Annotated in this window: 18 protein-coding genes; all 18 read left to right on the top strand. The window is 45.5% G+C overall.

The window, feature by feature from the left end; all coding sequences use genetic code 11:
- A complete protein-coding gene (locus tag ACTU3N_RS04985; protein ID WP_443085030.1) occupies positions 1-2,064 on the top strand; it encodes an EscV/YscV/HrcV family type III secretion system export apparatus protein in 2,064 nt (687 codons plus the stop codon).
- Positions 2,065-2,077: 13 nt separating this feature from the next.
- The gene (locus ACTU3N_RS04990) at positions 2,078-2,485 is read left to right on the top strand and encodes a hypothetical protein (protein ID WP_443085031.1); all 408 of its coding nucleotides are present in this window, start codon (positions 2,078-2,080) and stop codon (positions 2,483-2,485) included.
- Positions 2,486-2,502: 17 nt separating this feature from the next.
- Positions 2,503-3,798: a type III secretion system ATPase SctN gene (gene sctN, locus ACTU3N_RS04995; protein WP_443085032.1), complete on the top strand. Its 1,296-nt coding sequence runs from the start codon at positions 2,503-2,505 to the stop codon at positions 3,796-3,798.
- The gene (locus ACTU3N_RS05000) at positions 3,782-4,243 is read left to right on the top strand and encodes a hypothetical protein (protein ID WP_443085033.1); all 462 of its coding nucleotides are present in this window, start codon (positions 3,782-3,784) and stop codon (positions 4,241-4,243) included. Before sctN ends, ACTU3N_RS05000 begins: the two co-directional genes overlap by 17 nt.
- Positions 4,224-5,276 (top strand): SpaN/EivJ family type III secretion system needle length determinant, encoded by a 1,053-nt coding sequence (locus ACTU3N_RS05005; protein WP_443085034.1) that lies wholly within the window; start codon positions 4,224-4,226, stop codon positions 5,274-5,276. Before ACTU3N_RS05000 ends, ACTU3N_RS05005 begins: the two co-directional genes overlap by 20 nt.
- Positions 5,273-6,199 (top strand): FliM/FliN family flagellar motor switch protein, encoded by a 927-nt coding sequence (locus ACTU3N_RS05010; RefSeq protein WP_443085035.1) that lies wholly within the window; start codon positions 5,273-5,275, stop codon positions 6,197-6,199. Before ACTU3N_RS05005 ends, ACTU3N_RS05010 begins: the two co-directional genes overlap by 4 nt.
- Entirely contained in the window at positions 6,186-6,857 is a 672-nt protein-coding gene (locus ACTU3N_RS05015) for an EscR/YscR/HrcR family type III secretion system export apparatus protein (protein WP_443085036.1), read from the top strand. Before ACTU3N_RS05010 ends, ACTU3N_RS05015 begins: the two co-directional genes overlap by 14 nt.
- Positions 6,854-7,108 carry a type III secretion system export apparatus subunit SctS gene (sctS, locus tag ACTU3N_RS05020; RefSeq protein WP_443085037.1) on the top strand — a complete coding sequence of 85 codons (255 nt, stop codon included), beginning with the start codon at positions 6,854-6,856 and terminating at the stop codon, positions 7,106-7,108. The genes ACTU3N_RS05015 and sctS overlap by 4 nt, the downstream gene beginning before the upstream one ends.
- A gap of 12 nt (positions 7,109-7,120) precedes the next feature.
- A complete protein-coding gene (gene sctT / locus ACTU3N_RS05025) occupies positions 7,121-7,885 on the top strand; it encodes a type III secretion system export apparatus subunit SctT (protein WP_443085038.1) in 765 nt (254 codons plus the stop codon).
- 15 nt (positions 7,886-7,900) lie between these two features.
- Complete coding sequence (locus tag ACTU3N_RS05030; protein ID WP_443085039.1) at positions 7,901-9,016, top strand: EscU/YscU/HrcU family type III secretion system export apparatus switch protein; 1,116 nt, start codon at positions 7,901-7,903, stop codon at positions 9,014-9,016.
- A 132-nt stretch (positions 9,017-9,148) separates the two neighbouring features.
- The gene (gene sicA, locus ACTU3N_RS05035) at positions 9,149-9,700 is read left to right on the top strand and encodes a type III secretion system translocator chaperone SicA (protein WP_443085040.1); all 552 of its coding nucleotides are present in this window, start codon (positions 9,149-9,151) and stop codon (positions 9,698-9,700) included.
- A complete protein-coding gene (gene sctE / locus ACTU3N_RS05040; RefSeq protein ID WP_443085041.1) occupies positions 9,701-11,755 on the top strand; it encodes a type III secretion system translocon subunit SctE in 2,055 nt (684 codons plus the stop codon).
- A gap of 45 nt (positions 11,756-11,800) precedes the next feature.
- Positions 11,801-13,165, top strand: coding sequence for a hypothetical protein (locus tag ACTU3N_RS05045; RefSeq protein WP_443085042.1), 1,365 nt, complete (start codon positions 11,801-11,803; stop codon positions 13,163-13,165).
- Positions 13,166-13,230: 65 nt separating this feature from the next.
- Complete coding sequence (locus ACTU3N_RS05050; RefSeq protein ID WP_443085043.1) at positions 13,231-14,304, top strand: IpaD/SipD/SspD family type III secretion system needle tip protein; 1,074 nt, start codon at positions 13,231-13,233, stop codon at positions 14,302-14,304.
- Positions 14,305-14,460: 156 nt separating this feature from the next.
- Entirely contained in the window at positions 14,461-16,986 is a 2,526-nt protein-coding gene (locus tag ACTU3N_RS05055) for a hypothetical protein (RefSeq protein WP_443085044.1), read from the top strand.
- Between the two features lie 2 nt (positions 16,987-16,988).
- Positions 16,989-17,228, top strand: a complete 240-nt coding sequence (locus tag ACTU3N_RS05060; protein ID WP_443085045.1) for an acyl carrier protein — start codon at positions 16,989-16,991, stop codon at positions 17,226-17,228.
- Positions 17,229-17,306: 78 nt separating this feature from the next.
- Positions 17,307-18,164 (top strand): hypothetical protein, encoded by an 858-nt coding sequence (locus tag ACTU3N_RS05065; protein ID WP_443085046.1) that lies wholly within the window; start codon positions 17,307-17,309, stop codon positions 18,162-18,164.
- Positions 18,165-18,508: 344 nt separating this feature from the next.
- Entirely contained in the window at positions 18,509-20,155 is a 1,647-nt protein-coding gene (locus ACTU3N_RS05070) for an SgrR family transcriptional regulator (RefSeq protein WP_443085047.1), read from the top strand.
- Positions 20,156-20,492 lie beyond the last annotated feature (337 nt).

Genomic DNA, 20,492 nt, shown 5'->3' on the forward strand with positions numbered 1-20,492 from the left:
GTGTTAATTAATATGCTGCAGAAATTTATTTCTCAAATCCGCTCCAGACCAGAGCTGATTATTTTAGTAATCATGGTAATGGTAGTGGTTATGTTGATCATTCCATTACCAACATGGCTGATTGACTTTTTAATCGGCCTTAATTTGACGATGTCCTTGTTGATATTCCTGGGTTCTTTTTATATCCAAAGAGTTCTTGAATTTTCGACATTTCCATCGATTCTATTGATCACGACTATTTTTCGTCTCGCTATCTCAATTAGTACCAGCCGTCTGGTATTAATGGATGCTGACGCAGGGGAGATCATTGCCAGCTTCGGTGATTTTGTTATCGCAGATAACCTGGTAGTGGGTTTCGTAATCTTCTTCATCGTCACCGTTGTCCAATTTATCGTAATCACCAAAGGTTCTGAGCGTATTGCAGAAGTCGCCGCACGCTTCTCTCTGGACGCAATGCCTGGTAAACAAATGAGTATCGATGCCGATCTCAAAGCCGGTGTTATTGATGAGAAAGAGGTTAAACGACGCCGTAGCGATTTAGAAGCAGAAAGCCAACTGTATGGTGCCCTGGATGGGGCAATGAAGTTTATCAAAGGCGATGCTATCGCCGGGATAATCATCATTTTCGTAAACCTCCTGGGTGGGATTACAGTCGGTGTGTTGCAGCATGGTATGGATCTTTCTCATGCAATGTCGGTCTTTACGCTCTTGACTATTGGTGATGCGCTGGTTGCGCAAATCCCGGCGCTGCTGATCTCTATCAGTGGTGGTTTGATCGTAACCCGCGTGAATAACAGCGAGAATGACAACCTGGGTTCAAAAATCCTTCAGGATTTGTTCTCGAATAAATTCATACTGGTTATCACTGCGATCCTGGCCGTTGGTTTAGGCCTGTTACCCGGCTTCCCCCTTCCGGTTTTTGTCGTGCTTGCGATGATTCTGGTAGGAATGTTCATTAAGCATAAATATGATGAAAAGAAAGGGATCAAGTCGCAGGGCGCGCACGAGCTGGAAGAAGAGAAGCCCGCCGTGAAAAGCAAACCAGTAGTGATCGATGGCGAGTATATTCCCGAAACAATCCCGTTGATTATTACTGCGTGGAAGGGTTACGAAGAGTATTTCAAAGAGCATAACCTCTCTTCACTACTGAAACGTAACTTCTTTGTCGAATATGGTGTGCGTTTACCCGACCTGGTGATGAACTATGACGAGAATGTTAGCCGCGGAATATTAACGGTTGCAATCAACGAAATTCAGGTGGCGAGCTACAATATTTTACCTGGAATGAGCAAAATCTTAATGCGCGGTGAAGAGCTGCAAATTATTGATGAAACAGTTCAAATGATTGAAACCCCCCAGGGCAACGCATATTGGTTACCTGAGGATCGCAGCGAGAAGGCACTGCAGCTTGGTTATTATACCCGAAGTGCCGTGGATGAATTTTATGCATGCGTATCTGGTTTATTGGTACATAACATTTCTGAATTCTTTGGTATTCAGGAAGCTAAAACACTCCTTGATGATCTGGAAGGTAAATATCCAGAGTTATTAAAAGAGTGCTACAGGAATAATACCGTCCAGCGCATCACTGAGGTGTTTCAGCGTCTGCTGCAGGAACGTATTTCAATTAGGAATATGCGCTTGATTCTGGAAGCATTAGTACAATGGGCACCGAAAGAAAAAGATCCAATTATGCTGGTTGAGCATGTGCGTGGCGTGTTAGCTCGTTATATTTCAAGCCGTTTTTCCGCACATGGGCGTATCAGAACATTGGTCATGTCTCATGAAATGGAAAACAATATTCGCGGTGGTATTCGCCAGACTTCTGCTGGTACCTTTATCAATCTACCCCCGCCGGAAACGGAAGCCATAATTAAATGTGTAGATGAAGCACTTCAAACGAATGGTGTAAGCGCACGAGATATTATTTTGATGGTATCCCTCGATATCCGTCGTTTTGTTAAGAAAATTGTTGAAGGCAGCTACCCGGAAATGGAAGTACTTTCTTTTGCTGAAGTTTCCAGCGGTGTAGAAGTCGATGTTATTGGTTCACTTGAAAACTAATTTGAGGTAAAAAATGAAATATGATTTAGTAGCACTGTTGTCCTCCATTCTTAGTGATGCTGGTATGGGCGACATTATTGATAAAGATTTGAGCAATCACTCCACTATTTCTTTGAATATGAAGAATGATATTCCGACTATTCATATTAAAAGTGAAGAGGATGATGTATGGGTATGGGCAAAACTGGGTGATTACAACCCGTCAACTTTAGCTTACTCCAGCGCAAACCTTTTCCCTGTAATGTTCAATTATAACGAAGAAGTGTTCTATTGCGGTCAACCTTGCTTATATCCTGTTGACGGTACGCTTGAACTGCGTGCTCAGGTTAAAGAGAAGCACCTGGAATCTCCAGATGCATTCATGTCGATGCTGGATCACTATTTGACGATCCTGCAAGACTATCGTTCTGTTTTAGCTTAATTACGGCGGAAGAAAAGATGGTTGCGCAATGTATTGTTCACCTCGCTCACCCATTACGTATCCAGGGTAATGTGATCGAAGCGCATTTACCGGGAACAAAAATTGGTGAAATTTGTGAAATTCAACGATCGCTTCTTGAGCCTGAAGTATTAGGCTTCGCGCAGGTCATCGGCTTCAACAAAGAACATACATTGCTGAGTTTGCTCAATGATAACCAGGGCTTTTCTCGCAGTAATGTGTTGTTGCCCACCGGTAAACCGTTCCGTATCGATGTTAGCGAAAATATCGCTGGTGCTATCATTGATGCGACCGGGACCGTTCGCGGTCGGCTGGATGATAACCCTGTTGCCCCATTAACTGGGGCTATCAGTCTCGAAGCTGTCGGTGAACCGCGAGACTTTACTCAACGTAAACCGATCGCAGAGCCGCTATCCACAGGAGTTCGGGCGATTGATGGTTTGCTCACCTGCGGGAAAGGGCAGCGTATGGGGATCTTCGCAGCAGCAGGCTGCGGTAAAACCTCATTGATGAGCATGATAATTGAGCATTCTGAAGCAGATATCTATGTAATTGGATTGATTGGTGAGCGTGGTCGTGAGGTTACGGAATTTGTTGAAGAACTGAGACGCTCATCGCGTAATGCACAGATTGTACTGGTATATGCAACTTCCGATCGCTCTGCTGTGGAGCGCTGTAACGCTGCGCAAATTGCAACAACGGTAGCTGAATATTTCGCTGAGCAGGGCAAGAACGTATTGTTATTCGTCGATTCAATAACGCGTTATGCTCGCGCGTTGCGCGACGTGGCGTTAAGTATGGGTGAACTGCCGGCTCGACGTGGCTATCCCGCATCGGTGTTTGAGACGCTGCCAAAACTACTCGAACGCCCTGGCCGTTTTCTGACCGGGTCAATCACCGCCTTTTATACGGTATTGATTGAGAATGAAGAGGAGCCGGACGTCATTGGTGATGAGGTTCGCTCTATTCTTGATGGTCATATTTACCTGAGTAAAAAACTTGCCGCACAGGGGCATTATCCGGCGATCGACGTTTTGCAAAGTATCAGCCGTGTGTTTCAGCAGGTCACGGAGACACCTCATCAGCAGTTGGCAAAGAGTTTTCGTGAACGCCTGGTTCGCCAGAAAGAAATGCAGCTTTACATTGACCTCGGGGAGTATCGCCGTGGCGAAAACCCTGAAAATGATGCCGCCTTTGATAAGAAAAGTGTGATGGAAGCGTTTCTTAAACAGGATATGGCGCATAAAACGGATATGCTGACTTGTCTGGACGGTTTACATGGATGCGTGGCGTAGAGGAACCGGTTTTGTACGAATGCTGGAGCGTAAACAGGAGATTCTTCAGGGCAATATTGCCAAAACGGAGAGTCAACTTAATCAAATAAAAATATTAATCGCTCAATATCAACAAGAAAGTACCTTTATTAATCAGCAAATAAAACTTTTAACCCCTTCAGGCGTGTTATCCCAGGCCGATATATATAAGGGGATACGTCGTCAGGGGGCGTTGATCTCGCACCAGCAAATCGTTATTCAAAAAATAACTCAGCTGGAAGATGAGAAATACGCTACTGAAGACAAACTTGAACAGCTTCGTACAGCAATGAATGTGTTGGATAAAAGACACTATAAATTAACTTTTTATTTACAGCAGCTACGGCGTGAGCATTTACGCCGTCTTGATAACAATGCCGAAAATGAAATACAGGAGATAGCCGGCTATGGTAGAAAAAGTTTCTGAAAGCATAGCAAAGTCTATCGCTGAAATTGACGTATCGTCTGATAAAAATGATTTTTTAGATCTTATTAATAAAAAGAAAAAAGATAAAAAACCTGCCGATATGCATGACATGGCTGCAGTTGTTCTCGGTCATATCCCCCAGTTGCTAAACAATAGTGCTACCCATGGTGGCGGAACAAAGTCAACGGATGCATTGGTCACTGCAAATGCAAAACAATCGCTGAGTCATTTATTGCTGGAAGAAACCAGTGATAAAGCGCTGCGTAAGAAAATCTTAGCCGCGGCTGGCCAGCATAGTGCAGGAGTTAAATCACCTCATGATTCCGCGCTATCAAAAGATAACGTCTCTGTAAGCGAGAGCACAGCAAAATCACATGACAAAGCGGTAGCAGCGGCATTGGCGAACGTTAGCGCTCAGTCTGGAACGCTAAACAAAGCTTCCGTCCAGGGCATGGAGGACGCTTCTGAAAGAATCCGTTCACTCTCCTCGCGCCAGATTGAGGCTGATTTAGCCGCAGCGCAAAGCGATGTAACCGATGCTGCCTTAATGCATCGTGGTCAGGCAGCAACTATGCAATTTTCTGAAGCTGCATCCTCTGGCGCGCCACGTAACGAAACCGCTGCACGAAGTGAAAAAGTGCCGGTTCAAACTGTTAACACGCAGGCCGCTAGTGGTGAGGTTAAAGAAAAACAGTCGATGGATCTTAACTATCAGTTCCAACGCTGGTCCGGCGATCATTCAGTAAAAGTGTCGATCCCTACGGATATCAGAGGCGATAGCAAAATTACCATGCAACCTTCGGACACGCGTGCGGCAGATGCGCTTTCTCGCCATATTTCGCAGTTGCCGGGGCAGAAGGCTGAGGTGCTCCACACTGCTTTGGCAGTTACCGATCCGCGTACAGTGGACAATTCTGCACGTATGACCGCACAGTCACCTGAACCCGCCCAGGAGCTTTACCACGCGCAGCATGATTCAGAAGAACGTGAACGGCAGCGTCAACATAATGCGCAGGAAGAGGAACAAGAATGAGTTTGCGGCATCATCTGCGTTTGATAAATCAGGAGCATACAGCGCTGGAGCAATTGCGGCTTCAGCATCCTGAAAGTGAAATCGTGGAGGTTAAACCCGAGGAGCGCTATCTGCAAATGCACATGAGCGACGAACAGGGTGTGGAAACCGACGCCTTTATCAATATTGACAGCTGGTTGCAGAAGATGGACATGCACCTTCCGGGCATTCCCTGGCAGGACGTGCCTTTGAGCTACCTTGCGCGTTGGCTGAACAATTTGCAGCTCAGCTTTTTGGTGGAAGATATTGTATGGGACGTACAGGGCATTGCTCTGCCTTCTGATCACTTACCGGAAACTCTGCTTCAGCTCCCCGCGCAGCCAAGCTCGCTTTTATGTATCGACTGGCCTGTCAGTAACGAAGCCATGCAGCAAGAAGGGGTCTCGTTAACCGAACTGCCATTTAACGTACGTTACGTGTTGGGGCACAGCCAGTTACCGCTTTCTGTGCTTGCCGGGGTGGCCATCGGAGACCTGTTAATTATCGCTGACTATGCCCCGAGCATAAATATCGGAAAACGTCGGCTATTTAGCTTTAATCATATAGAAAATCAAGGAGTTATTGTGGAAGAGTCGTATCGTGACGAGATGGACGTTTATCAGCCAGAGGAAGAAACCCTGCTGGAGTGGACGTCGTTACCTGTTGATATTGAATATGTACTGGATAGCAATACGGTCACTCTTGCTGAGTTAGAAGAGATCAGGCCAGGCGTAGCCTTACCGATTACCGCTGGCGCAGAACATAAAATTAAAATTTATCTGAACAGAAAACTTTTCGCTTTAGGCGAACTGGTTGCTCTGGAAAGTGGAGCACTGGCGGTAGAAGTCAATCAGATCAACCCGGGCAAGGTTGGGGAATCGGGTTACTCTGATGCTGAGCAATGATATTTCTTTAATTGCGGTTCTTTCGTTTTTTACATTACTGCCCTTTATCGTAGCTGGCGGAACCTGCTTTATTAAATTTTCTATTGTTCTGATCATGGTGCGAAATGCGCTTGGTATTCAGCAAGTACCTTCCACGCTCACGCTGAATGGCATCGCTTTGATCCTGAGCGCTTTCGTTATGGCTCCGGTATGCCAGCAAATTTCGAGTTATATCGAAGCTAACCATATTGATTTCAATGATACAGGCTCGGTAAGTCAGTTAATGGACGAGGGATTAGTCAGCTATCGTGATTACCTGGTGCGTTATTCTGATCATGATTTAATTCGCTACTTCAACAAAGTACAGCAGCAACGTATAGGTGAGCCTGCTCCGCAAGTAGAAGATCATGAGTTAAGCTCGCTGTCATTAATGACGTTGATGCCAGCTTATGCACTGAGCGAAATCCAAAGTGCTTTTAAAATTGCATTCTACCTTTATGTACCCTTTGTCGTTATTGACATGGTGGTTTCCAGCATATTGTTGGCATTAGGTATGATGATGATGAGCCCAGTGACCATTTCTATTCCAATTAAATTGCTCTTATTCGTGGCCATGAATGGCTGGAGTTTATTAACTAAAGGGCTGATCGCACAATATGCCGATCTGATTATGACATGAATAATGTTTTATTTATTGGCAACACGGCGCTACTGGTTGTTTTGAAATTAGCGGCAGTTCCTATCGCTTTTGCAACAATCGTGGGTATTATTGTTGGTCTTTTCCAGACAGTAATGCAAATTCAGGAGCAAACACTGCCTTTCGGCCTGAAAATGTTAGCAGTATTTGCCAGTATTTTTATGTTACTTGAGTGGTTCTCCGCCGAAATGATGAATTTTGCGACCGAGGCTTTCATGATGGCCTTTCGTTAACACGGTAATATTATGCTGTTTATTGCCCTTTACCTTAATTTCGAACACAGCGTGATCACTTTTGTCATGGCCTATGCCCGGCTGGCGATTGTATTTTATATGTTGCCTGCCTTAGGTGACCGGGTAATGTCAAATTTGATTATTAAGAATACTGTCGTTGCGCTGACGATTATTGGCCTGTGGCCATGCTTTGATCACGTTATTATTCCTGAACAAGGATGGTTTATTCTCCTGGTTAAAGAGTTTGTTGTAGGGTTAATGCTCGCAATGACTTTATGTGTTCCTTTTTGGGTGATTATTGGACTTGGGGAGATACTGGATAACCAACGAGGCGCGACAATCAGTGACAGTATAGACCCAGTTAATGGTGTGCAAAGTTCAATCTTATCTGGTTTCCTTAATTTCGCCTTTGGTGCCATTTTCTTTTTAAGCGGAGGCATGCGCACGCTGCTTGAGGCAATGGTAGCTAGTTATCAGGTCATTCCTCGCGGTGGCGACTTGTTCGCATTACATGGGGAAAAAGCCGGTGATCTGCTTATTGCTATAATGCAGGGATGCATTATCCTGGCGGGCCCTGTGCTCATTGTCATGATGATTGCTGAAATATTACTTGGTGTATTTGCCCGTTATTGCCCTCAGCTCAACCCGTTTTCCTTATCGTTAACAATTAAAAGTTTTATTGCTTTCGCCATTTTCATGTTTTATGGCTTCCAGGCGATGGCAGGGAAACCTTTGCAGATGTTCTCCAGCGCAACGTTTCAACACTTTTTTTCCTGACCGGAGTGCATATTAATGGCAGAAAAAACAGAACAACCTACCGACAAACGGCGCAGAGACTCAGCCAAAAAAGGTCAAACATTTAAAAGCAAAGATCTCATCACTACACTTATCTTGTTGATCGGTATTTATTTCTTAGCTAATGCTCTAAGTTTTAAAAGTTTTATTGAACTTTACATGCAAGTTTTGCAACGCGGTACCGGGATCAGTATTAATGACTTTTTAGTATCGTTAGCGCGGGTGTTTTTTGAAATATCGCTTCCTTTTATTGCTGTCTGTTGTGTGGTCGGTATTGCAGCTACATTAGTGCAAACGCGGTTTACCATTGCGACAGAGGCAATTAAGCTGAATTTCAAAGCGTTAAACCCTGTCGAGGGGGTTAAAAAAATATTCAGCATGCGTACGGTAAAAGAGTTAGTGAAAGCCGTTTGTTATGTGATTGTTTTCGCGTGGACTTGTTATCTATTAATTCATAACGATCTCCGAGAAGCTATGGCTGTTTATAATGGCGGCATAGCAGATTTAATCTCACACTGGGTAGCGTTAACGGTTAAAGCAATAATTGTATTTATCGGCTGCTCAGCGTTTGTTTTAATTGCTGATTTCCTGGTCGAGTATTTCCTCCATTTCAAGGATTTGAAAATGGATAAACATGAAGTGAAACAGGAACGTAAAGAAAGTGATGGCAACCCTGAGATTAAAAGCGCCCGGCGCCGTGCCCATCATGAAATACTTTCCGGGGAAGAAATGGCAGCTATCAGAAACTCTGAAGTGGTCATGGCTAACCCCACACACATTGCGATTGCAATTTATTTTAATCCGGAAGTGGCATCACTACCATTTATCGCTCTTCGCGTAACTAACCAGAAAGCAAGAGCGGCTATTGCTTATGCAGAAAAGATTGGTGTACCTGTGGTGCGTTACATTCCGCTTGCACGCCAGCTTTACCATACCTATAGCCAGTACAGCTTTATCTCGCTGAATGATGACGCGTTGATGGAAGTAATGAACATACTCATCTGGTTGCGTCAGGTTGAAACGGCAGGGATGGAGTTGCCAGTTCGTGAAGAAATTCCTGCAAAAAATGATGCAGAAGTGAACGAAAATTCGCCAAGTGATAACGCTCGGTGATGTATGCAGTACGGTTTTTTTATATTAACTCCCGGTTCCCGACAGTATGATTCTACCATCCTCTGTACTGTGTGCATCCGGGTTAATTAAAAATGTATCTAACCTATTTAATTAATAATGTACGAGGTAGCAATGACTTATAAAGATACTATCAACTCTCTTAATGATGGTGTTACACCGGATGAGAGTGAAATTGAGGCTTATTCTGAGAACCTGCTTGAGGCGATTCAGAATGGTGCAACGCTTAAAGATGTGCACGGCGTTTCTAACGAAACCATGCACGACGTTTATAAGCTAGCTTATGATTTTTATCATCATGGCAAACTTAATGATGCTGAATCGCTTTTCCGTTTTTTATGCATCTATGATTTTTATAATCCAGAATATGCGATGGGGCTTGCAGCAGTTTACCAGCTGAAAAAAAGCTACCAGAAAGCAATTGATTTTTATGCACTGGCCTATTCATTGTCGAAAGATGATTTCCGACCCATGTTTTATGCCGGACAATGCAATTTAATGCTGCGTCGCGCAGAACAAGCTCGGAAATGTTTCGAAATTGTAGTTAACCGATGCAGCGATTCACAATTAAACGAAAAAGCTCAGAATTATTTGTCGGCACTGAACGAAATAAATAATGATGGGACAGATGATTCTCTACGGGAGAAAATTGATGAGGAGTCATAAATGAGTATGCGTGTTGATGGTTATGATTCATTTGACCATCTGAAAATTGGATTGGAAGCAAGTGAGCTAGAATTAAAAAAACAAAGCAATCAGGCAAAGCGTTTAGGAAATAGTGAATTAAAAAATCACCCTCAGCTGGAAAAACTCCAGGGGGCTTTTAAAACGCTTCAGCCAGAGCAGCTACTTAAAATTTTAAAAAATACAGGCAATGCGATTAGCGGGCAGGGCGGAACTGTCAACCTAACAAAAGAAGAGTTGCCTCAGCTGCTTTCTCCGCAAAGCATGTTCTCTGAAGCAGCACCGGAAATGGCTTCTCGTAGCGCTGAGCCGAAGCTTTCGAACGCTGCGCAGATGACGGCTCTGCTGGGCAGAATTACCCAGCTCAGTTCTGAAAGTACTCTGGAGAGTTTGCAAGGGAAGTTGCAGAGTTTTAACGCGATGATGTCCGGTGCGGTCAGCTCATTTACGGCGATGGCAAAGCAACTGGAACAGCAAGGAATCGCACTGGCAGAAGCGAAAGATGCGCTGCAAGAAGCCCAGAAGCAGGCTGATACCCTGCTGAAAGAGAGCAATACCGCGCAATCAAAGCTTACTGATGCCAAAAATAAATTAAGCGATCTGGAAGCGGAAGCGGCAAAAGATCCGGATTCAAAAGAATTAAAAGAAAAAGTCGCGCTGGCTAAGCAGGACGTAACCACTGCTCAGGCAAATGCAACCAATGCGAAAAATGCTTACGACAATCATGTTGAGAATACGCTTAACCCAGCCACGCAGGCAGTAACTGATGCTGAAACTGCGCTTAAAAACAGCCAGACTGTGACAGTGGTGATGATTTCCAGCGTATCTAAACAGCAGCAAGTCGTAATTGAGACCAAACGTAAAGAGACCGACGCTGAAGCGAAAAGCCTGACTTTCCTGATGGCGTTGATGTCTCAATTGATTAACGAAAGCTCTAATGAAGACCTTAAGGCTACGGCTGAGCTAAAAGCGAAACTGGCCGAAGCATCTGCGAAGGACGCGCAGAAAAAAGCGGAAGAATACGAACAACAAGTTCGTGAAGCCGAAGAGATGCAGAAAACGATGGGCTGTATTGGCAAAGTACTGGGCTGGCTGATTACCGCAGTGAGCTTTGTAGCGGCAGCCTTTACCGGTGGTGCATCTTTGGCGCTTGCGGCGGTAGGTTTGGCTCTGGCCATTGGTGACGAAATTAGCCAGGCGGTAAGTGGGCGCTCTTTTATGGCCGATGCTATGCAGCCTCTTATGGATGCCATTGTGAAGCCGTTAATGGAGCTATTCGGCAAAATGTTTTCCGAGATCCTTCAGGCCTTTGGTGTAGATAAAGAATCTGCAGATATGGCCGGGCAGATCATGGGAGCGATCGCAGCCGCCGCAGTCCTGGTTGCCGCAGTGTTCGTTGCAGGCAGCGTAATGAGCAAAGTCGCTGGCGTCGTGATGCAAAAACTCGGTGCGGATGTTGCAGCTGAAACCAGCAAGACGGTGGCGAAAGAAGCCAGCAAGGCTGTAGGTAAAAGCATCGCTACTGAAGTGGAAAAACAGGTTGCAAGCAACGTTGCGAAAACCGTAGCCACTGAAATTGCAAAGGATGTCGCCGAAGAAGTAGCAGAAGAAGTCGCCAAGAAGACGCTGCAGTCGATTATTAGAAAACTTTTAGACAGCACCATTGGCCAGGCTCTTAAAAAGATGAGCCAGGGTATTGGTCGCAATATTGGTATGAGTGAAACCAAAATGGCACAGGTTTCAACGCGTAGCCAGATGGCGGTTGCCGGTGGGCAAATGCTGAATACCACAATCCAGGTTACGGGAAGTATCGTTGCCGCAGACATGATGGTGGAAGCGTCGAAAGCAAGAGCAAAAATGATGCAGGATGCCGCATTGCAGTCTCTGCTTAATGAAATGATGGATCGTGCTGTGGATACGTTTACTCATCGTATGGAAACGATGAATGCAATTATTCAGAACATTTCTGTTATTGCAGAAAACCAAATGCAGGCTGGGAAATATATTACCAGACAAATGGCATCCGTTGCCGGTTAAATATTTTCTCGCAAATTAACATAAAATTACAGGATACAAAATTTCATGGAAATTAATTCTTCTCTTTCTGGTATTAAATTTGCTCCAGCGCAGTTTGATACTGCTGATAATACAGTTTCTGATGTAACTAAATCATCAGCCCAGGCTTTTGCTGATTTTGCAGCTCAGCCTGGTGTTATGAACACCCTACTTAACGGTAAAAGCCTGATGTCAGACAATCAGGCAGTTCCGGCACTTTCTCTTCCTGTCGGGGGGAAATTAAGTGCGGAGCAATCACAATCTATCGTTGCGATGTCTGCTAATGTGAGCGCTGGCGATGCCCGTGATCTGGAACAGGTTGCATCTACTGTATCAAATGCACTGGATTCTAAATTAAGCCAGCAGCAGCAAAATGCAGAAGTGGCGGCTCAGGTCGCCGCGCCTTTGCAAAACGGCGATGCTAACAAGTCCGAGCGTATTGCAGCGACTGCGGCAGCCCTGTTCAGCGCACCTGCGACTGCTAACCCGGTAAGCAGCAAAGTGGGCGAAAACAGCAAGGCTTCAACCGAAGCTACGGCAACTACCGCTGTTTCCTCAGCCACTCCGGTTCGCTCTCAGGCTGCGGTAGAAGGCGGTACGGATATCACTGCGGCTCAAGGCACTGGTACAGGTACGGGTCCTGTATTCTCCAACTTGTTTGGAGATGCGAGAATTCTCGAGCTGAACAATATGCTGGTTAGTGTATTGAACAAGGCTGAGAATGAATTCAACAAATCATCTGCATTGGCTTCCAGCCGTGCAATGTCTTCTGCCATTCACGCCGGAGATAAAGGAATTGCTGCTGCCCAGCAGAACATGACCGGGGCGATTACCAGTGGGGTAATGGGTATGGCTCTTCAGGGCGGCACAACCTTCGCTAACGTTAGAGCGCTTAATAAAGAATCGACTTCTATTAATACGAATCTTAAAAACGCTAACAAACTTGATATGGGTCGCATGCAGAACCAGAGCGCGCTCAAATCCAGTTCAGACAGTCTGCTCAGCAAAGGTAAGCAGGTTGATCGCAACGTTGAAGGTCTTATCGATCAGCCGCATGTTAAATCTCAGATCGATGCATCTGAACTGCGTGATGCTCACAACATTAAACAGATGAATACCACGCGTACACGTGCAGTTGGGGATGCGGCTAACCAGGCAAACCACTCTGCTCAGGGCATGATTCAGGGCGCTTACGGTGTAGAGGCTGCTGAAGAAAACAAACAGGCAGATATCGCACGTGCCGATCAGGCGGTCAACAATGAAGTGGCTGATATGCATAAGCAGACGTCGAAGAAGGCTGCGGATACTCAGTCTGCAATGCAACGTGTACTCGAAAATACGCTGAGCAACAACAACAGCGCAGCTTCCTCTATAGCAGAACGCATGCGGTAATTAATTTAAAGCAATATAAAGCGGAGAATATTTCTCCGCTTTTCTTGCATCTACAGGAAAATTTTATGGAGCTTATTACTCAACTCTCGACATTCAACTCCACTGCACTTATGTCACTGGATAACAGCAACGTCAACGCTAACTCTCTGGTTAACCAAAACGCAGCCATGACTTCTACCCTCGAATCAGATCTCAAAGAAGCGCTCAGCCTGATTGATAAGATTGTTGCGCCAGCCTCTTATAACGAACCTGTCAGTAGCCAGACCGTTACGGCTCTTGAGTCTTTAGGTGAAGCTTACCAGGCCAATAATATTACGTCACAGGAAACAGAGCCGCAGATTGGTGCAGAAAAAACAATGTCTGATCAGATAGCGCTGGTCGATAAAACTGCGGCTTCTCTTGAAAAAGTGCGCTACTCCGTTAAAAACGATGTCCTGCAGACAAAAACAGCAGCAAGTGAGTTGCAGAGTTTGAATGCGGAATATCAAGCTATTGAAACCAGCAGTAGCGCCATTGATACCGGCACCAGCTATGCAGACTTGTGGGCAAGAATTGCCGCTGCTACGGCAACGATTAAAACTGAGTACGTCGATTTTTACGCTTCACTGATGCAGAAATACACTGAAATGTATGAAGCATTTAATGAAACTTGCCAGAAGGCATCTTCCTCTGCTGTATCTACTGGCGATGACGGGAATAATGTTAAATTCGATTCTGGTGTGATGAATACGGGTTATAATAATTTTAATACCAAAATAGACTCAATTAATAAATCATTGGGTAGCGTAGAGAACTGGGGAAGCATGAGCGCTGAAGAGCGTGAAAGTATGGTTGCTACTCTGGAGCCAGCATTTAAAGTCGATAGTAGTGGCAAAATTTCTTTTAATATGGATCAGTATAATTCTGTAAAAGGCACAGGGCCTTCCGGAATTAAAGACAGCAAAGTTTCTACCGCCAGCTATCAGGCCTGGCTTGCTACGTTTAACGCGGCAGGCAGTGCGTTTCAAAGCAATATGCAGTCTTTCGCCCAACGTTATAGCCAGGCAAACAGCACCTTTGATAACTTAAATAAAGTGTTAAGTGGTGCGATTAGTTCGTTGGCAGACAGTGCGAAAGAAGTGTTGAAATCACTGGGTTAATAAAATTTGTCCACGTATTCGCTGCTGCCTGTTGCTTGAAGGCATAAGCGTTATACAAATTAAGCTAAATAAAAAATAAAAATAGTAATAAGGGGAGCACTGCGCCTGTTGTCAGTTGCTTCTCTTTACCGAATAAAGATACTGAGGAGAATATTGATGGATGTTAGCGGAAATATTTATGCTGCTAATCGAAGCCATATAACCTGGACAAATGCAGAGCGCGCGGATAAAGCTCAAAATACAAGTGTTCAAACGAGCCCGTTGATGAGTAATATCTCCAGTGTCAGCAGCCAACAGACCACTGCGTCGCAATTTCATAAAGCTCCAGGTCAGACGCATTTGGCGCAGCAACACGTCAGGAGTATGGCACATGAGGGGCTGCCTAAGGCGTTGCAGGAAGCCAAACTCAGCCGCCAGGCCGAACCGCTTAAAACGCTGCTTGGTATCATTGGCAAAGACATCTTACCGCAGGATAAAGCAACGTTTAATAAAGTTTGCCAGAAGCTGGTTGACGCAAAAGGTAACCCTAAAAAAGAAAGCAAAGTTGCAGATAACCTCAGCTTATTGCTTATGAAGTATGGGGAAGTTTCACTTAACAAATTCATTACTAGCTTTACCGAAGACTGCCGCGAAGCATGGAGACAGAACCATACTGGCTTTGGCGATACTGTTGCTGATGAAATGATTTTCAACAGCAGCATGCTGGCTTGTCAGGAAGTACTGGAAAAACAAATTCAGTTCCTGACGGGCCCAAATGTATCCTGGGTCAACATGGGGCAATATGCTGACTTCTTTGAGCATACCTGTACCGCCGTATCCAAGACGCTTATTCATTATGATACTGAGGCGGATAAAGCGAAGCCAGCTGCCGGGCCGGATAATCCCGCATCGCCAGTTATGGATACTCCGGACGCTCCTGTACCCCCTCAAAGTCCTGACAGCGGTACTCAGTTCTCACTTCCGGGAGGTCCGGGTCACGGGCCAATTAATATTACTATTGCCGGGCCTACAGCAACGGCGACGGCGAATGGTGCATCTGCAGAAACAGCCGGTGCGGCAAAACCCGCGACCAATGCTTTCGATTTTGGTATCGAACTTCTGAAAAATCCGCCGAAGAACGAGTTTGAGGCCGGGCTAATCAGAGATTATATGAATCGTGTTCTGCCTCAGGTACAAAGCGTTTCTAATAGTGATAGCGATACGCTCAAAACGTCAACAACGACCCAGGGCACGCAGACTGATTTTATGGGCGCGATGGATTTTGCCAGCACTCAGACAGAACGCGCCGGGAAAGGCGTAGATATTGCAACCGATCCGTTCGTGGATGGAGATAGTGCTGGTGCATCAGAACTCAACGCAGATCAGTCAGTGCAAATCTCGACAGGACTGTTAGATGAGCTGCTGACGCCTCCGCAAACTAGCGGGAATGATCATGTAGAAACTCAACTCGGTAATAACGAGCTGATAGATCTACAAGCTGATGATACTGAGAGCCTTTATGACGTAAGCCGTCAGGTTGCTGATGCCTTATCCGATCTGGTCAGCGAAATGGGTTCCCCTCCGGCTTCCCCTTCATTATCTGAGTCGGGCGCTTTCTTTTCCGATCAGATACAGCAGCAACAGTCTGCTGTGGGCCAGGTAGCGATGCAGACCCTGGATGGCTCTGCCATTGAGATTGAAGGGGCTTCGCAGGATACTATCGGAACTGGTTTCTCATCGACTCAGTTTGCGACCAGTCAGGCATTCACAACGGCTGAAACCGCGACGCTTACTGGTACGTCACGTCTGCAGTTCGCTGCAGATGCTCCGGCTATCAGACCGCAGGGTGCAAATATACAGGCGACTAATGCTGATGAAGTCCAGGAACAGCCTTTGCAGGGAGCAGGTGCTAATTCTGCAGATCTTTCTTCCGCAATGGGCGGTAACAGTCGTCTCATGCAGTCTGTAGCCGATCGGGAAAGAGGTGTGAATGGTCAGGAAATGTCAGCCGTTCAGGGGAAAATCATGGACGGAGCTGAGGCAAATACCGCAACTATTACCTCTCCGGTAAGAGGTAATGGTCGCGTCATGCCATCTCCAGCAGGTCTGGGAGATCGCGTGAATGCTCAGGAGATTACGGCTGTTCAGAGGCAAGCCATGCAGGGGGCTGATGCAAATACCGTAACCATTACCTCCCCGGTAAGAGGAAACGGTCGCGTCATGCAATCCTCCCCGGCTCAGGAAAAACAAGCGAATGAGCTGGAGCAGCCGGCCGTTCAGGAGCACTTCATGTCTGGCCCTGATGCGAATAACGCAACCGTAACTTCCCCGACGAGAGGTAAAGGCCGCGTAACGCAGACGATCGCGGACTGGGAAAAGCGGGCGAATGATCAGCTTCAGCAAAACGAACAGTCTGCGGGGCAGCCAGGAAGCGGTATGAACGGTGCCAAAGTGCGTAATAACGCGATGGGAACTAATATTAACTACGGTAAAGATTTCTTCCAGCCTCTGAAAGGTATGAAAGAGACCAACAGTAATTATACCTCTCATCCTGTATATACCACGAACCGTACAATCGATCCGTTTAGCCGTGTTAGTGCACCGAACAATAACTTTGTTAAACAGTTCAATCCGTTTGAAGTAAATACCAAAGATCATCGTAGGCTCAGCACTGGCTCCATTAGCTCTGGCTTTGAGGAATAAGTATGAGTAGCGAAGACATCAGCAGAAAATTAACACTGGTATGCAACCTCATCTACCAGGTTAATGGTACGCTTCCGCAAAATATTAAAGCTGACGATAGTTTAATTAATGATTTAGCGATGGATTCGGTTGAAATGATTGATTTGCTAATGCACCTGGAAGAGTACGGAGTAGTTCTTGAGGATTCTCAACTTTCTAACGCTTTGACGGTGGGGCAAATTGCGCAACTGATGCCTGACTAAGCCTGAATTATCAGGTGCCTTGAAGCAATTTGAGGCACCTGTATAACTTAATAATAATTTTAAAATAAAGAGTGATTAATGATTTTTCATTTGCCTGATTCTATGAGAAATGGTGGTTCGCATAACATTGGTTTTGCCGCTGCCTATCACCAGGGCCTGGTAATTGGTGGTAAAGCAATTGTTGGCTTCAAAAACGGCTTTTTATCCTGCCTTCGTAGTATTTCAAATTCAGTTGAAAATCTTATGCGTCCTCTTTTCAGACCATCGACGAAATATAATATCAGTAACCATGTCGCATCATCTCATGAAGCGGAGTTGTCATTGCCCGGTGGTGCATGGAGTATAAAAAAAATACCCGCAATCAGAATTGCGCAGGTTTGTCAGACAGTTATTTCGGCAATGGAGAAGCGGGAAAATGTCAATGATATGTTTCGTATTAGTCTGCCTGCCGGGAGAGCGGAGCAACTAAATTCTGAGCTTCAGCAAGATCCGGCATTCGCTTCACAGATTGAGCGTGGAGATATCCAGCCTTATGAAGTGAGCGTATTAGTAAAACTATGGTGCGATCAGATAATGGCCGATCGGCAGTTTACTCTTACGGAAGCGCAAAGCTTGATCGAAAATAAATCGGATAAGGAATATCTGAAGCAATCGTTAGTAAACAAACTGGCACCACTTGACGCGCAAACGGGCGAAACATGGGATAAGCTAAAGTCTATCTTTTCACTTTTTAATGCTTATCGTGATGTTTGTCGCATTGATGGAGCAAATGAAAAAGGTTCAGTTCTGAAATATAATGAGGACGCGTTACTGATCTGTGTCAGTCCCCGTTTTTTTGATATCACAGATGGCGGAAAAGCGACGCTTGCCGATGGGAATAATAATGTAACCCTCAGTAAAACCGCATTTTTACCGTTGCTGGATGCCTTCAATTAAAGCCAGGATTGTGAAGTATATAAACCGGGATATTTTTAATGGAAAAGAGTTCCGGTTTTTCTCAGAATTTGAAAGCTAAGCCAGTCGGCTTACAAAAAATGGCTCGTAAGTATCATCTCATTCTCAAAAAATTTGCAATGAATAGTCTGTAAGGTTTTTCTTCGTTGCCAATTACACACTGAAACATTTTTGACATTAATATCGTTGAAAAATAAAATTCAGAAAAATCACGCGTTAATTCATCGCTAATTACTCTATTATTCATAGCACGGGCAATATATTTGTGTTTGCTCGAACTCGTGTTGTTTGTTTCTGGCTTAGTCGCGTAATCACGGTAAAAAACAATGACCGATAATTCCGCATTTAAAAAAAGTGGCCTGTTGCGTCGATATAATCGATTGTTAACACGCTACAGTACTCATCGTCATGAATTGTCGCTGGCGCAAATTGCCGATACGTTAGCATGCACCGCGCGTTATGCGAGAACCCTATTACATCAAATGCAAGAGGAGGGCTGGCTGGTATGGAGCTCACGCCCGGGACGCGGTGCGCTTGGCGTGTTGCAATGCCGGATGAATACCGCTGCGCTGCAAACATTACTAGCCGGTGAATATCCTTCGCCGGAAGCGCAAAAATCTCCTGGCGTGGTTGACCAGATATATTCCAGTGACGGTTATCGCTACATTATTTCTTTTTATCGTCCGTTACTTGCACCAGTACCCTCAATACATACCGACCGTGCGGGGCGTCATATTTTGCAAATGGTTCACGCCGGGCTTACCCGGCATATTCCTGAGCGTATAGAACCACAGCCAGGCCTCGCACATACAATAACGGTCAGTGAAGACGGATTAGAGTGGCGCTTTGTTCTGCGCAGAGGGTTAATCTGGCATAACGGTGAATTAGTCCAGCCAGAGCAATTATTGGGAACATTGCAGCGTTATACGGGCGGACCTGGGTTACCCCATGTTTTATCTGTGTCGTTAAAAGGGCATACGATAATCATGCAGCTGAAACAGCCTGATATAATGCTGTGTTATCGGTTGGCTAATCCGGTATATGCATTGGCTCATCCGCAAAATGGCACTGTCGGGCTGGGGCCGTTTCGCCTGAGCGATCATTCTAATACACGTTTGATCCTTACGCGTGCGGCGACATGGTATGGCGAAACACCACAGGCAGCTGAGATTGTTTACAACACACCGTTAAGCAGCGCGCCAATGCCAGCAGTGGTTCGAATGGATACGCCCCGCTCGGTACTGGCATCGGAATCTGTTAGTGCAGCAGACAGTGCCGATGCCTATTACTTTTTATCATTTAATCACTCGCGTGGTGGATTAAGCGAGGATCAACAAGCGGTTATCAGGCAAATTACGCGCTCACTTAGCCTGATATTGCAGGCGCGTTCAGAAGATATGGTGCCGTTACCCGACTGGCTCGAACCGCCTGAAGATTTCCCGAAACAGGCGCTATTACCCGTCACCCTGAACCTTATCTATTTCCGCTCCACCGATATGAAGCTATTGGTAGACGAACTGGCGAAAAGCCTCAGATATCGCGGATGTAAGGTCAATCTTACGCCTGTTAGCGTAACACACTGGTTGCTGCAGGATAAAAGCTGGGAAGAGCAGGATATCTGCCTGGGTTTTATGCGCTTCGGTCAGCATGATGCTTTCACTCTTGAAGAGCGTTTTCGTCACAGCGTCATGCTCCCCTGGTTTTGGGGGCAGGCAAATTGGTTGCGAGGGATAAAGGTGCTGGATCGCGTCGATGCCGGGCGTGAAACGCTTTATCGACAACGCATTCTGCGGTTGATGCATTTTTTAATTGCCCGGCGCAGGCTGGTGCCGTTATTTGCTCAGCGTTATCGCCTGATTGCTTCCCCCTGTATACGTGGCATTCACTGTTTTCCCCAAAGCTGGCCCGATTACACTCGTCTGTGGACCGATGAGCAGGAAGAAGAAAAACTGGCGGCATTTACCGTGGAATGATGTTGTTTCAGATAATAATATTGATTTTCTTGTCTAACATGGTTTTTAAATCCGGTTATTGAGGGTGAATAATGCCGTAGTGAAGTTTTTCGCTGGCGGAGAGAGAGTTTATCAATAGAGTTTTCAATATTCCATTATATAACAATGGATTAATCTTTGTTCTGCCTGGTCCTCGTGTTCAGAGCGTGTGCATCTGGAGCGAATGAAAATAAGTGCGCAGTATAATCATCTGCATCGCAGTTCATGAATATTAAGAAGAATAAAACGGCAGATGTTGCGTGAACATCTGCTAACTATTTTTAATAGATTCTGTTTTAAAAATTAATATCATGCATTA

The organism is Vagococcus sp. WN89Y (assembly GCF_052220145.1).
In the GTDB taxonomy this organism is placed as follows: domain Bacteria; phylum Pseudomonadota; class Gammaproteobacteria; order Enterobacterales; family Enterobacteriaceae; genus Kosakonia.